The 13,558-nt window shown below is 72.8% G+C and carries 11 protein-coding genes; 3 read left to right on the forward strand and 8 right to left on the reverse strand.

Features of this window, described 5'->3' with window-relative positions; genetic code table 11:
- Positions 1-105: 105 nt before the first annotated feature.
- The 4 genes from ACF1BN_RS32265 to ACF1BN_RS32280 all read right to left on the reverse strand — a co-directional run bounded on the left by ACF1BN_RS32265 (position 106) and on the right by ACF1BN_RS32280 (position 5,202).
- The gene (locus ACF1BN_RS32265) at positions 106-1,164 is read right to left on the reverse strand and encodes a FecCD family ABC transporter permease (RefSeq protein ID WP_392335127.1); all 1,059 of its coding nucleotides are present in this window, start codon (positions 1,162-1,164) and stop codon (positions 106-108) included.
- Entirely contained in the window at positions 1,161-2,204 is a 1,044-nt protein-coding gene (locus ACF1BN_RS32270; RefSeq protein ID WP_392335128.1) for a FecCD family ABC transporter permease, read from the reverse strand. The genes ACF1BN_RS32265 and ACF1BN_RS32270 overlap by 4 nt, the downstream gene beginning before the upstream one ends.
- Complete coding sequence (locus tag ACF1BN_RS32275) at positions 2,201-3,187, reverse strand: ABC transporter substrate-binding protein (protein WP_392335129.1); 987 nt, start codon at positions 3,185-3,187, stop codon at positions 2,201-2,203. The genes ACF1BN_RS32270 and ACF1BN_RS32275 overlap by 4 nt, the downstream gene beginning before the upstream one ends.
- A 158-nt stretch (positions 3,188-3,345) precedes the next feature.
- Positions 3,346-5,202, reverse strand: a complete 1,857-nt coding sequence (locus tag ACF1BN_RS32280; protein WP_392335130.1) for an SIP domain-containing protein — start codon at positions 5,200-5,202, stop codon at positions 3,346-3,348.
- Positions 5,203-5,325: 123 nt separating this feature from the next.
- On the opposite strand from ACF1BN_RS32280, the gene ACF1BN_RS32285 reads away from it, so the two are divergent.
- The gene (locus ACF1BN_RS32285) at positions 5,326-6,933 is read left to right on the forward strand and encodes a helix-turn-helix domain-containing protein (protein WP_392335131.1); all 1,608 of its coding nucleotides are present in this window, start codon (positions 5,326-5,328) and stop codon (positions 6,931-6,933) included.
- Between the two features lie 168 nt (positions 6,934-7,101).
- Here ACF1BN_RS32285 and gcvH read toward each other — a convergent pair whose 3' ends face one another.
- The 3 genes from gcvH to ACF1BN_RS32300 all read right to left on the reverse strand — a co-directional run bounded on the left by gcvH (position 7,102) and on the right by ACF1BN_RS32300 (position 9,625).
- On the reverse strand, positions 7,102-7,485 hold the full coding sequence (gcvH, locus tag ACF1BN_RS32290) for a glycine cleavage system protein GcvH (protein ID WP_392335132.1): 384 nt from the start codon (positions 7,483-7,485) through the stop codon (positions 7,102-7,104).
- Between the two features lie 232 nt (positions 7,486-7,717).
- A complete protein-coding gene (locus ACF1BN_RS32295; protein WP_392335133.1) occupies positions 7,718-8,944 on the reverse strand; it encodes an MFS transporter in 1,227 nt (408 codons plus the stop codon).
- A gap of 87 nt (positions 8,945-9,031) precedes the next feature.
- On the reverse strand, positions 9,032-9,625 hold the full coding sequence (locus tag ACF1BN_RS32300) for a malonic semialdehyde reductase (protein WP_392335134.1): 594 nt from the start codon (positions 9,623-9,625) through the stop codon (positions 9,032-9,034).
- 191 nt (positions 9,626-9,816) lie between these two features.
- Between ACF1BN_RS32300 and ACF1BN_RS32305 the strand changes: the two genes are divergently transcribed.
- On the forward strand, positions 9,817-10,323 hold the full coding sequence (locus ACF1BN_RS32305; protein ID WP_392335135.1) for a MarR family winged helix-turn-helix transcriptional regulator: 507 nt from the start codon (positions 9,817-9,819) through the stop codon (positions 10,321-10,323).
- Positions 10,324-10,642: 319 nt separating this feature from the next.
- Here the strand turns inward: ACF1BN_RS32305 and ACF1BN_RS32310 are convergent, their stop codons facing one another.
- Positions 10,643-11,764, reverse strand: coding sequence for a DUF1152 domain-containing protein (locus ACF1BN_RS32310; RefSeq protein WP_392335136.1), 1,122 nt, complete (start codon positions 11,762-11,764; stop codon positions 10,643-10,645).
- A gap of 303 nt (positions 11,765-12,067) precedes the next feature.
- Here ACF1BN_RS32310 and ACF1BN_RS32315 point away from each other — a divergent pair, with 303 nt between their 5' ends.
- The gene (locus tag ACF1BN_RS32315; protein ID WP_392335137.1) at positions 12,068-13,468 is read left to right on the forward strand and encodes an STM4012 family radical SAM protein; all 1,401 of its coding nucleotides are present in this window, start codon (positions 12,068-12,070) and stop codon (positions 13,466-13,468) included.
- Positions 13,469-13,558 lie beyond the last annotated feature (90 nt).

The raw sequence follows: 13,558 nt of genomic DNA on the forward strand, positions 1-13,558 counted from the left end.
CCATTTCCCCCTCTTTTTGGGGGGGGGGGGGGGGGGGGGGGGGGGGGGGGGGGGGGGGGGGGGGGGGCCCCCCCCGGGGGGCCCCCCCCGCCGCCGGATCAGGCCTCACAGGCGCTTTCTGGCCTCGGTGAACAGCAGGTATCCGAGGTAGCCGCCGCCGAGCACGACCGTGATGACGCCGATCGGCAGCGGGGTAGGCGCGATGTGCTGGGCGACGTAGTCCGACGCCAGGCACAGCAGCGCGCCGACGAAGGCGGCGGGGAAGAGGGTGATCCCGGCCGTACGGGCGAGCCGGCGTCCGATCTGCGGCGCGACCAGCGAGACGAACGCGATCGGCCCCGTCGCGGCCGTGACCGTCGCTGTCAGCGCCACCCCCACCAGGATCAGGCCGAGCCGCGTGTGCGAGACCCGGACCCCCTGGGCGGCGGCCGCGTCGTCGCCCAGCTCCATCTGCCGCATCGGCCGGCTCAGCGCCCCGACCGGCAGGAGGAGGGCGGCGACGCAGGCGCCGCCGATCGCGACCTGTTCCCAGGACACGCCGTTGAGCGACCCGGCGCCCCACGCGGCCGCGGACATTGCCTGGTCCAGGTCGGCCTTGAGGATGAGCCAGGTGTTGAGCGACCCGAGCATCGCCGAGACGCCGATGCCGACGACGATCAGCCGGAACCCCTGCACCCCGCGCCGGTGTGCCAGCACGTACACGGCCACGGCGGTGGCCATCCCGCCCAGCAGCGCCCCGCCGACCAGCTGCGCGTAGGTGCCGTCGATGACCAGGATCACGACCAGCGCGCCGGTGTAGGAGCCCTGGGAGAATCCGACGATGCCGGGGTCGGCGAGCGGGTTGCGCAGCAGTGACTGGAAGACGGCCCCGCTCACGCCGAGGGCCGCGCCGAACGCCAGGGCCGCGACCACCCGGGGCAGCCGCCAGTCGACCACGACGTCATGGACGATGCCGGACTCCCGGCCGGTGAGCGCGGCGAGCACCTGCCCGGCGCTGAGCGGATAGGAGCCGGTCATCAGCGCCAGCACCGAGGTGGCGGCGACCGCGACCCCGAGGACCGCGCAGACGACGACCGAACGCCGGTGGAGCCGTACCGCGAACCGCCGGTGCCGGAGCACCAGCGCTCGCCGTCCGAAGTCCGCCCGCGGGGGGTGCGTGTTCATAGTCCGCTCGATTTCTTCCGGCGCACCAGCGCGACGAGAACGGGGGCGCCGACGAAGGCGGTGACGATGCCCACGGGGATCTCGGCCGGGCTCATCACGACGCGGCCGAGGATGTCGGAGACCAGCAGCAGGCAGGGGGCGAGCACGATGCAGTACGCGAAGATCCAGCGCTGGTGCGGGCCGACGATCCAGCGGGCCACGTGCGGCACCATGAGTCCGACGAACCCGATGGGTCCGGCGATGGCGGTGGCGCCTCCGGCGAGAAGGGTGAGCGCGATCACGGCGAGCACCCGGGTGCGTGCCAGCCGGACCCCGTGGGCGACCGCCAGCTCGTCGCCCAGCGCCAGGGCGTTGAGGGGGCCCGAGACTGCGAAGGCGAGGACGAGGGCCACGGCGAGGAACGGCAGGATCGGCCACACGACGTCGAGCGGGCGGCCCGCGATCGACCCGGCGTTCCAGTTCCGCATCGCGTCGAAGGCGTCCGGGTCGGTCAGCTGGAGTGCCTCCCTGGCGCCGCCGAGCACGGCGCTGACGCAGACCCCGGCGAGCACCAGGACCACCGGCGAGGAGCCCTGCCGTCTCGACCCGAGGGCGAGCACCAGGAGGGTGACGACGAGCGCTCCCGCGAACGCGAACCACATGTAGCCCTGGACATCGCGGACGCCGAGCAGGCCCACCGCGACGGTCACCGCGAAGGAGGCACCGGCGTGGACGCCGAGAACTCCCGGATCGGCCAGCGGATTGCGGGTGAGCGCCTGGATCAACGCGCCCGACAGACCGAGGGCGACGCCGGCGACGAGACCGACGAGCGTGCGCGGCAGCCGGAAGTCGCGGATCGCGAACTGGTCGATGCCGTTCGAGGGACGGAAGAGCGCGTCCCACACCACGGACGGCGCGATCGCCGTCGAGCCGATCATGACGCTCAGGACGAGCAGGACCGCGAGCAGCACCAGCGCGGCGGCCAGTCCGAGCAGACGCCGGCGCGGTCCGGGCACCGTCGCGGTGCCCGGACCGTCCTGCCGCAGGGCGAGGGCCGTCACCGCCGGCCGGGGAGCGTCGCCAGCGCGCTGTCGAGCGAGTCGAGGTAGCGGTTGACGGGCCCGTACGAGTTGTTGCCGGGGCAGAAGACCCCCAGCGCCCGGCCGGAGCCGACGGCGGGGAGCGCCTTCCACGTGTTGGTCTCGGTCACCGGCACGAAGGGCTCGGTCGGCCGGCCCTCGGCGCCGACGGGGTAGGTGATCACGTCGTAGGCGGACAGCGTGCCGATCCGCTCGAAGGGCAGCGACTCGTAGGCCAGCGGGTCCTTGCCCTCGGCGGCCTCCGGCAGGTCGAGGCCGAGGTCGTCCCGGGCGATCTCGGAGCAGCCGATGTCCGCGATGTAGAACGTCCCGGGATCGCTCCAGTTGCCGCGGGAGACGTCGACGAACGAGGTGCCCTGGATGGTCTCGCGGTGGTCCTTCTTGATCTTGGCGACCTTCTCCTGGAACTGCGCCTTCTGCCGGCTCAGCGAGTCCGTGACGTCGCCGGCCTCCGCGATCGCCTCGGCGAAGGCCTTCCACTCGGTGTCGAGACCCCAGTAGACCGTCGGGGCGATGGCTTCGAGCTGCTTGCCGACCTTGTCCCAGTCGTTCGAGTGGAACTGGACCAGGATGAGGTCCGGCTTGAGACCGGCGAGCTTCTCCAGGTCCACCTCGCCGCCGTCGTCACCGACGACCTCGGCCGCCTCGTACGCGGACTTCTGCTCCTTCGGCAGCAGGGCGAGTTCGGACGCGGACGCCTCGGTGACGCCGACCGGCTTGCCGCCGAGATCGATGAAGGGCAGGCCGGTGTTTCCGATCGTGACGATGCGTCGGGGGGCGACGGGAACCTGGACGGTGCCGTTCACGGCCTTGACCGCGCGGGTCTCGGCGGCCTTGCCGCCGTCGTCCCCGCCGTCGCCGCCGCAGGCGGTGAGGAGGAGCGACGCGCTCAGCAGGGCGGCGGTGAGCGCGGTGGCGCGCCGCGTCACGGGGGTGTTGCTCATGAGTGTTCTCTTCTTCTCGGGGTGGAGGGGCTCGGGGGGAGTGGAGCGGTGGGACTCACGGGTGGTGGGACTCACGTACTGCGGGGCTTACGGTCGGGGGCCTCAGGGGCGAGGGGGTTGTGAGGCGCAGGGACGGGGGCTCATGAGCCGCATGGGGCTCATGGGCGGTGGAGCTCGTGGACGACGGCGCCCAGGCCGACGGTGTGCGCCGACCCGCGGGTGAGGCCGGCTCTAGCGATGACGGCGTCCAGCTCCGCGGCGGTGCGCAGGCCGGAGCCGTGGCAGACCAGACCGATCAGGTCGTCCTCGCCGTCGTGCTCGTCGAGGTCGTCCGTGTCGAAGACCTCCTCGATCAGCAGCACCCGCCCGCCGGGGGCGAGGTTCTCCGCCGCCCGGCGCAGCGCGTGAGCGGCGTCGGCGTCGGGCAGGTTCTTCAAGGCGCGGCTGACGAGCACCGCGTCGGCGGCCGGACCGGGCTCGAAGACGGACTGCTCCAGCACGCCGACCCGCGCGCGCTGCCCCTCGTCGGGGATGGTGTCGGGCAGGTCGCGGCGCAGCCAGTCCGCCTGGGCGGGCAGGGCGCAGATCGTCACGCGCAGGTCCTCGTGGGCCGCGACGTACTCCCGGGCGTGGGCGGCGGCACCACCGGAGTGGATCACCAGATGCCGGACTCCGGCGAGCAGCCCGGACGTGGCGATCGGTCCGGCCAGCGCCGGCTGGAACTTCGCGAGGCGTTCCAGATAGCGGTCCTCGTAGTCCTGCTCGGTTCGCACGTCGGCGAAGGTCCGGCCGGTGACCGAGGCGTACGCGGAGCGGCCCGTGCGGACCGACTCGGTGAGGCCGTGGATCCCGAGCAACTCGCGACCGACCACGCCGGCGGAGTGGAGCCGGTCGGCGATGAAGTCGAGGGTGAGGACGTCGCCGACGGGCGTCAGGGCGTAGTGGCCCGACTCCGTCTCGGTGACCACGTCCTGGGTGCGCAGATACCGCAGAAGCTTGCCCAGCGCGCGCTCGTCGGCGCCCGCCCTGGCCGCGAGCTCGGTCACTCCGGTCACTCCGCGAGAGAGCAGGTCCGGCACGCCCAGCTCGACGGCGGTGCGGATCGCGACCGGTGCGACGAGCTCGGTCAGGTCGTGAAGCCTCTGGAACGGGGTGACCGTCCTCTCCGGATCGGGTACCGATCCGTCGTTCTCCAGCGCGACGACCTCGGAGCGGCGCCAGTAGCCGGCGAAGTCGATGTCCTCCTTGCGCACGCCGCGGTCCTCGACGAGATGCCGGCGGATGTCCCGGACGGCCGTGTGCTCACCGGCGAGCCAGACCAGCGCCTGGCCCGCCCACCACTCCGCGCCGCGGACGGCCTCGGCGAGCAGCGACCCGGTCCCGTCCGCCGCGCCGGAGCGGACCAGCCACGTCACGTCGACCCCGGGCAGCTCGCGCAGGTCCTGGCGGTGTGCCTCCTCGGCGATCTCGATGAGCACCTGCGCCCGGGCGTCGGCGGGGAGCTCGTCGAGCAGGCGGCCGATCGCGGGCAGCGCGGTGTCGTCGCCCGCCACGAACATCCAGTCGGCACCGGTCGGGAACCCCTTGGACGTGGTCGGGCCGCTGAAGTGGATCACGTCCCCCGGCTGCGTACGGGACGCCCACGTCGTTCCCGCGCCCACTCCGTGCCTGACGAAGTCCACGTCGAGTTCGCCGGCCTCCGGGTCCCAGCGGCGGACCGTGTAGACCCGGGACAGCGGCCGGGGATCCCTGGGCACGATCAGCTTGGCCTCGCCCTGGGCCGGGAGCACCGGGTCGCGGTGGCCCGGGTAGGGGAAGTAGAACGTCAGGCTGTCGTCGAAGCCAGGGGACTCGAAGGCGGGCCGCGCGAAGCCGTCCGAGGTGGTGAACGCCCGCAACTGCTCGCCGCTCAGGGTGATCCGCCGCATTCCCGGGCTGATGTCGACGGTCCGGACGATCTCGACCTCACGCAGGGTCGGCGGGTGCACCGTGAGTCGGCGCGAGGTCTTGGGCATGCGGGAACGGACCTTTCGGGTCGCTGGAGAGCGGGGGTGCGCACCGGCATCCTGTCGGCGCGTTGCTAAGGTTAGGCAAACCTTAGCTTCAAAAGTGTGCGCAGACTGCCGCATGGTTAGGACATGGTGCTCCCCTCCTCGCTCGCCGCGGGTGCCCGCACCCCGCCACCGATCCCGTCCGCGCGGTGGGGCGGGGCCGGCGCCCCCGTCCGGCCTCTGCTGCTCTGGGTGCGCACCGGTGCGGCGCACGTACGCCTCGACGGAGGACCGGTGCTTCGCGTCGAGGCAGGCGAAGGCGTCTGGATCCCCGCCGACGGCCGGACGGAGCGGGCGGTGACCACGGAGCCGGGCACCGTCGCCTTCCCGCTGTGGCCCCAGGGCGGCCTCGGCACGTGGGGGCCGCCGGACCTCACGCGGTTCGACGTCCCCGGCGGATGGCAGGACTGGTTGATCCAGCTCTTCAACCTGCAGGTCACGCCGTTCAGCGGACTCGGCTACGCCCCCGAGGCGATCGCGGAACTCCTCGGCCGCCCCGGCTCACGCCCCCCGGCGCCCGAGGAGGACCGGCCTCGTCCGGGGACGGAGGAGCTCGTCGCGCCGGCGATGCCGCGGGCGTCCGGCGCGAGGGCGGTGGCCGAAGAACTCGTACGCGACCCCGCGCTCGACCTCACGGTCGAGCAATGGGCCGCGCGGGTGCTCTCCAGCGCGCGCACCCTTCGCCGGGACTTCCTCGCCGACACCGGGCTCACGTTCGAGCGATGGCGGTTGCTGTGCCGGCTCGGCGCCGCGGTGGAGTTCCTCGCCGCGGGCTACGACGTGGACCAGGTGGCCGTTCGCGTGGGGTTCGCCGGCCGCAACGGTCTGACGCGGGCCTTCAAGGGCCGGTTCGGCGTGACCCCCCGCGAGTTCGGACGGGCGCTCTCCGCCCGGCCCCGGGCCGGGGGACCGACGCAACGGGTGGAGGCGGCCCGTCACACCGACGACCTGATCCGGATGATGCGCAGGACGGACGCTCCCACCGCCCCCGAGATGCTGCCCGCCGCCAGCACGCCGTCCCACACCAACGACGTCCACGTCCTCAGCTGGATCTACCGAGGCAGCGGATATCTGGACATCGGCGACCGGCGCTACGAGCGTGAGCGAGGGGTGGCGACCTGGATCCCGGCGGGTACGGAGCACGTCACCGGACTTCGCGAGAACTCCGTCTCCCTGCCGCTGGGCAACGCGAGCGCCGGCGACCTGCGGCTCGCGGCGCCGTTGCAGGTGCGGTTCTCTCCCGCGTGGGACGACTACCTCATGTTCTGCTCCATCAGCGCCCGGTCCGGACTGCGTCCTGACGGCCACGACCCCCGCCACGTCCTCGACCTGTTCACGGAGCAGGTCGCCGCGCAGCGAGCGCTGTCGGTGCCGATGCCCGTCCATCCGCGCGCGCGGGCCGTGGCGATGGAGTGCCTGCGCCGCGTCGGGGAGCCCGGCGGCGCCCGCGACGCCGACGTCCCCGCCGAGATCCACCGCGCCTTCCGCGACGAGACGGGCATGACGCTGAGCCGCTGGCGCTACGCGGCCCGCATGCGCGTCGCACGCGAACTGCTGGCCGGGGGCGCCCCGCCCAGCGCCGTCGCGCGCCGGACCGGGTACGCCCATCTGCCCACGTTCAGCGCCGCCTTCTCCCGCTTCCACGGGCTCTCGCCACGCGACTACCAGCGGCGCGAGTCGGAGCGGAGCCGGTAGCCCCCGGCTCGCCTCCCGAGGCCCGCCGTCGCCGTCCGCCCGACGCGTCCCTGTCTACGTCCATGTCGCCGCCGGACGCCCCCCGACCGTCGGTCCGACCGGGGGCGTCCGGGTCCTCACGCGCGGAGCCGCGCGGCGCCGAGGGTGCGGCAGTCCCCGGGAACCGGGTCAGCCTCCGATGTGCTTCTCATAGCCGGCGGCGTCCAGGAGCTGGTCCAACTCGCTCCGGTCGCTGGGCTTCAGCTTGAAGATCCACGAATCGTAGGGCTCCTCGTTGAGCAGCTCAGGGCTCTCCGAGAGCTCCTCGTTGACGGCGAGCACTTTCCCGCCCACCGGCGAGTAGATGTCGGAGGCGGCCTTGACCGACTCCACCACTCCCGCGGGCTCACCGGCGGCGAACACCTTGCCGACTTCGGTGAGTTCCACGAACACGACGTCGCCCAGCGCCTTCTGGGCGTGATCGCTGATCCCGACGGTCACCGTGCCGTCGGCTTCCAGACGGGACCATTCGTGGGACTCGGCGAAGCGCAGGTCGGCCGGAATCTGCGACATGTCTTTCCCTTTCTACGGCGGTTGCGGCGCGTGGGCCCGACGGCCCGTGCGGTAGCAGTTCACCGTCATGATCAGCGCAGGTCTCGGCGCCATGCCACGAACGGCCCGCCTTCACCCGAACGGGTTGCCCCCGGCCCCGGGCGATCCGGGGCCGGGGCTGATCCGATGGGCTGATCCGACGAGCGTCGGGTGGGACGGCGGGGCGGGAGCCGGCGGCGGCTCGGCGCGGTGTTCAGGCGCCGAGGACGAGCAGCGCCGCGATCGCGGGGCCGAACGCGCCGCCCAGTTGGTAGCCGAGGTTGAACAGCCCGATCGCCGTGGGGCGCTGCGCGGTCGGGGCGCTCCGGACAGCAAGGACCGCGAGGGTGGCCTGGCCCGCGCTGGTCGTGAACACGGCCAGGGTCGCGACGGGCAGGAGCAGCCCGGGCCAGGGCGTGAGCAGCGCGGCGATCGGCGCCACCGCTCCGGTGGTGAGCAGGAGGGCCAGGACGCGGGGGTGGCCGAGCCGGTTCGCGACGAGGGCCAGTGTCATGGAGAGGGCGGAGCCGGCGAGGAGGGCGGCCAGTTGGCCGGTGCCGATCGTGGCGGTCGACCAGTCCGTGCGGTCGTGCAGCAGCCGGGGAACGGTGAAGAGGAGGGTGAAGTACGAGGTGGCGAAGGCGCAGGCGAGCAGGGTGGACAGGACGAACGTCCTGGTGCGCAGCAGGGCGAGGGGGACGAAGCCGTCGGGATGGGCCCGGATGTGCAGGGCGAGCAGGGCGCCGGCCGTCAGGGACGCGGCCACCGCGGGCAGCGGGAATCGGGGGACGAGGACGAGGGACGTCGCCAGCAGGACCAGCAGGGCGGCGCCCCGGACGTCGAAGGGGGTGCTCTGCGGAGGCGGGGCGGGGTCGGCCCGGCGGACGACCGCCGGGAGCGCGAGCAGCGCGACCGTACCGACGGCCAGGGAGACCCTCCAGGAGGTGGTGTGCGCGAGGGCCGAGCCGAGCAGGGGTCCGACCGCGCCCAGCGCGCCGAAGCCCGCCGTGATGACGCCCATCCGGCGGACGGTGCCGGCCAGGCTCATGGCCGCGGTGACCAGGCCGGCCCCGCCCAGTGCCTGTGCCGCGCGTCCGGTCATGGCGAGCGGGAGCCAGGGCGCGGCCGCGACGACGACGGTGCCGGTGACGACCAGGGTCGCGCTCAGACGGAGGGTGGCCCGAAGGCCCCGGCGGCGCAGCAGCCCCGCCATCAGGGGGGTGCCGACGGCGACGGCCCAGGCGAAGACCGTGACGAGCCAGGTCGCCGTGGCGGTGCGGACGCCGAACGCGTCGGCCAGGCCGTCGAGGATCAGGACCGGGCTGTTGGCGCTCGCGGCGAGCGGGGTGGCGAGTAACGCGAGCCACAGGGCGGGTACGGGGCGTGGTTCCGGGGGTGGGGCGGTGGCGGGGAGGGGGCGGACGTGATCGGGCAGGGACATGGCGGACTCCGCGGCAGGGGAGGGGAGGGGAGCGGGGCGGGAGGTCGGTGCGTGCGAGGGGTGCGGCTGGAGGAGTGCGGGCGGGGTTCAGACGGTCGTGATGACGTCGTCGTAGGCCAGGCGCGGGGAGCGCGGGTACCAGGCGTCGTCGCCGGGCTTGCCGATGTTGACGACCATCAGGGGGGTGTGGTCGTCGTCCAGGAACTCCTTCTGGAGGCCGGCGAGGTCGAGGCCGGTCATGGGGCCGGCGGCCAGGCCGGCGGCGCGGACGCCGACGATGAAGTACGCGGCCTGGAGGGCGGCGTTGAGCAGGGCGGAGCCCTCGCGGGCGGGGCGCTCGGCGAAGAAGAGGTCCTTGGCCTGCGGGAAGTGCGGGAGGAGGGCCGGGAGCTCCTCGTGGAACTCGTTGTCGGCGGAGAGTATGGCGACCAGGGGGGCGGCGGCGGTCTTGGCCTGGTTGCCCTCGGCCATGTGCTTGACCAGGCGCTCGCGGGCCTCGGGGGAGCGGACCAGGGTGATGCGCAGCGGGGTCTGGTTGAAGGCGGTGGGGCCGTACTTCACCAGGTCGTAGATCGCCTGGACCTGCTCGTCGGTCACCGGCTCGTCGGTGAACGTGTTGGCGGTGCGGGCCTCGCGGAAGAGGAGGTCCTGGGCGGCGGGGTCGAGGACGAGCTCGGACACGGTGTGCTCCTGTCGTTCAGCCTTGATAATCTCAACGTTGAGATAAAAACACCCCGATTCACTCAACGTCAAGTGTCTTAACGTTGAGAAGATGCACCTGGAGAAGGTGTCCGTTGAGAAGATGTCGGTGAACAGGCCGCTCGGCCGGGAGGACCCCGGCCGAGCGGCCACCAGGGGAGAGGAGTGCGGCGATGAGTGACGCCGTGGACGCGATCATCCGTCAGTGGGTCAAGGAGCGCCCCGACGTCGAGGACGACCTGTGGCCGGTGCAGCTGTTCGCCCGGATCCAGCGTCTCGCGCGGGTCGTCGAGAAGTCCGCCAAGGCCGCCGCGGCCGCGCACGGCGTGGAGTACGGGGAGTTCGACGTGCTCACCACGCTCCAGCGCTCGGGCCCGCCCTACGCCCTCACCGCGGGCGCCCTCCTCAAGGCTGCCATGGTGACCTCCGGCGCGATCACCAACCGCATCGACCGGATGGAGGCCAAGGGCCTCGTCGAACGGATCCGCGACGACGGCGACCGGCGCACGGTCAAGATCCGCCTCACCGACCACGGCCACGACGTCACCCGCGCGGCCTTCGCCGATCACCTCGCCAACTACGGCCGGCTCGTCGCCGACCTGGACCGCGAGCTCGTCACGCAGACCGGCGACGGTCTGCGCCAGGTCCTGGAAGCCTTGGGCGACACCGACATCGAGTGAGCTGACCCGGCGGGCGCCGCCACGCCCGCCGCGCCCGCACCCCCGTCGGCGAGACGACGTCCGCCCGGCCGCCGACGATCGCGGGGCCCCCGTTCCTCGGCCGGGCAGCAGTACGGGGCGGGGCAGCCGTACGGGGCGGGGGAGTGTACGCACGTCGTCCTGGTGACGGCCGGGCCCGGCGGGGTGTCGGCCCGCCGTCCGTCTCACCGATCGAGTCGCGCCCCCGCTCGTCCGGGAACCGCGTCCCGGTGGACGCCGACGCGGTCCGGGAGGCACCGCGTCGGACGCCGGCCGGCGGCGACAGCGGCCGACGGCCCCTTCACGCCGGTGTCGCGGGCTCGGTCGCCAGCCGCCACAAGGGCGGCACCCGCCGTGCCGGGGTCGACGCGCGCAGGGTGGCCAGCAGGGTGCGTGCTTCCGGCGCGGTGAGGTCGAGACCCTCGACGATGCGGCGGGTGGTGACGTAGGCGAGCCCGTCGGCGAGCATCGCGCGTTCCCACGCGGTGTACCGCGCGAGGACGGTGTCGGCGTCCCGGGGCGCGCCCGGAGCGGGCGAAGCGGGTGTCGTGGCGGCGTGCGCGGCGCGGAGACGCTCCCGCTCGATCTCCGAGAAGCCGCACACCGCCCGGGAGACGTCCTCGGCCTCGTCCAGATCCGAGCAGCCCGCGAGCTTCCGTGCGAGGGGGCTGAGTTCGAGGACCCGTTCGAGCGACAGTCGGTGGACGGAGCGGGCCGACTCGTCCAGGAGCACGGGGCGGGGCGCGTCCTGGGTGCCGCAGACCCCGCGTATCCCACGGGCGGCCGCGACCAGCAGGGCGCCGGCCTCGGAAGGGTGCCAGTCGAATACGCCGGACACCGGTCCCGTCCGCTCGGCGTCGAGGGCGAACGCCGGTGCGCCGAGCCGGGGCAACAGGTCGGGCAGGGGGACCTCGTTGTCCAGGCCGGGCCCCGCGACGTACACCGTGGTGGGGATGCTGGTCGCCGCGCAGGCGGCGACCGCGAGCGCGTCGCCCAGGGGACTGCGGAGCGTCGGTTCGTCGCCGCGGGCCACGATGTCCCCGCCCACGTCGACGAGTTCGATCCGGTCCGTCCCGCACCAGCGGGCCGCCGCCGTGATCTGGCGCGCCAGACCGACGACACCGTCGTACGGATCCAACAGGCCCAGCCGTGGCCCCAGTTCCCCGGAGAGTCGCGGCAGGAGAGAGCCGGCCGGGGCGACCGGAACCGTTCTGGGCGTGACCAGGGCGAGGTGCGGCGCGACCCGCTCCGTACCCGTGAAGTCGGTGACGCGACGGGGCCCTGGCACCGGGTCCACCACCAGGCGCTCCCACGCGTAGGTCATCACCAGCGCGGGGGTGTCGGGGCCGTGCAGCGCGGCATGGACCAGGGCCGCCGTGATGGGGTCACCGCCGCCGCCGGCGGCGATGAGAAGTCTCTTCATGGCAGACAGCGATACCGCAGCCGTCCACCGGGCCGCACCCCCGCCGACTCACGTGTACCGACACAAAACGGTACGGAATCCGTCCCTCCGTGAGAAGTGCATATGAACCTCTATACGGCTGTATGGCTTTTATGTGCATTGCACTACTGATATCGGCGCGCCGCGACCCTAAGGTGACGCGTTGTCACGTTCTGTGCGTGAACGGTCCGGGCCCTGACCCGAGGCCGCGACACCACCGCACGCCGCCCCCGTTCCACCCCACCCCGCCGTCCCACCCAGCCGAAGAGGGAGTCCACCCACGCCATGACGCAGCCCGTCCTGTTACCCACGCCCACCCTTCCCCGCGTCGCCCCCGCCCGCCCGGAGCCGGAGACGCCGTACGAGCAGTACGTGTACGCCTACCCGCACCAGAAGGCGTACCGCCTCCTGGAGAACGGCCCGCTGCTCAGCGAACTGTGGTCCGGAGAGCGGCTCGACGCCCTCTCGCTCTACGCGCACATCCCCTTCTGCGAGATGCGCTGCGGCTTCTGCAACCTCTTCACCCGCACCGGCGCCCCCGAAGAGGTCACCCGCGCCTTCCTCGGCACCCTGGAGCGCCAGGCCCGTGTGACCCGCGAGGCGCTGGAGGCCCAGGGGCAGCCGATCCGCTTCCAGCTCGCCGCTTTCGGCGGCGGCACCCCCACGTACCTCACCGCGGACGAGCTGACCCGTCTGTGCGACATCAGCGAGCACATCATGGGCGCCGACCTCAAGGCCGCCTCCTGGTCGGTGGAGACCTCGCCCGCCACGGCGACCGAGGACCGCATCGCCGTACTCGCCGAGCGCGGAGCGACCCGGCTGAGCATCGGCGTGCAGAGCTTCATCGACGAGGAGGCCCGCGCCGCCGTCCGCCCGCAGAAGCGCGAAGAGGTCGAAGCGGCGCTGGCCCGCCTCAAGGAGGCCGACTTCCCCATCCTCAACATCGACCTCATCTACGGCATCGACGGCCAGACGGAACGCACCTTCAAGGTCTCCCTGGACGCGGCCCTCGCGTGGGAGCCGGAGGAGATCTACCTCTACCCGCTGTACGTCCGCCCGCTCACCGGCCTGAGCTCCCGCCACGCCAAGACCCTCCAGGAGTGGAACGACCAGCGCCTGCGGCTGTACCGCTACGGCCGCGACCACCTGCTGTCCGCGGGCTACGAGCAGACCTCGATGCGCGTCTTCCGGCGTATCGGCACCGCCGCCGTGGAGGACACCGACGGCAGCAGCATCAGTGAGTACAACCAGCAGGCCGGCATGGTCGGCCTGGGCGTCGGCGCCCGCTCGTTCACGACCGATCTGCACTACACCACCGACTACGCGGTCGCCGTGCCGGAAGTGCGGCGCATCATCGACGACTACATCGCCACCCCGACGGAACGGTTCCGCCGCGCCCAGTGGGCGTTCGCCATGGACGCGGGGGAGCGGCGCCGGATGTACACGCTCCAGCACCTCCTCGAATCCACGGGCTTGCGCACCGCCGACTACGCGCACCGGTTCTCCACGCGCTTCGAGGACGACTTCGGCCCCCAGCTGGACTCCCTGCTGGAGCGGAACTGGCTCCGGGAGAAGGACGGTGTCCTCACCCTCACCCTCGAAGGCATGGCCTGGGCCGACGCCATAGGGCCGCTGTTCTTCTCCGACCGGGTACGCACGCACATGAACGCCTACCAGGACCGCTAGTGACCTGAGTCGGAGATTTGTCGTTGGTTGGGCATGAGTCGTCCGGGTCCGAAGATTCCGCCGTTGTCGGTCACTGATGCCCAGCGGGCT

Source organism: Streptomyces sp. NPDC014861 (assembly GCF_043081625.1).
GTDB lineage: Bacteria > Actinomycetota > Actinomycetes > Streptomycetales > Streptomycetaceae > Streptomyces.

Coding starts and splice junctions, on each gene's coding strand:
- ACF1BN_RS32265 (WP_392335127.1), bottom strand. CDS start 1,164: ATGAACACGCACCCCCCGCGGGCGGACTTCGGACGGCGAGCGCTGGTG.
- ACF1BN_RS32305 (WP_392335135.1), top strand. CDS start 9,817: ATGAGTGACGCCGTGGACGCGATCATCCGTCAGTGGGTCAAGGAGCGC.
- ACF1BN_RS32310 (WP_392335136.1), bottom strand. CDS start 11,764: ATGAAGAGACTTCTCATCGCCGCCGGCGGCGGCGGTGACCCCATCACG.
- ACF1BN_RS32275 (WP_392335129.1), bottom strand. CDS start 3,187: ATGAGCAACACCCCCGTGACGCGGCGCGCCACCGCGCTCACCGCCGCC.
- ACF1BN_RS32285 (WP_392335131.1), top strand. CDS start 5,326: ATGGTGCTCCCCTCCTCGCTCGCCGCGGGTGCCCGCACCCCGCCACCG.
- ACF1BN_RS32315 (WP_392335137.1), top strand. CDS start 12,068: ATGACGCAGCCCGTCCTGTTACCCACGCCCACCCTTCCCCGCGTCGCC.
- ACF1BN_RS32295 (WP_392335133.1), bottom strand. CDS start 8,944: ATGTCCCTGCCCGATCACGTCCGCCCCCTCCCCGCCACCGCCCCACCC.
- gcvH (WP_392335132.1), bottom strand. CDS start 7,485: ATGTCGCAGATTCCGGCCGACCTGCGCTTCGCCGAGTCCCACGAATGG.
- ACF1BN_RS32280 (WP_392335130.1), bottom strand. CDS start 5,202: ATGCCCAAGACCTCGCGCCGACTCACGGTGCACCCGCCGACCCTGCGT.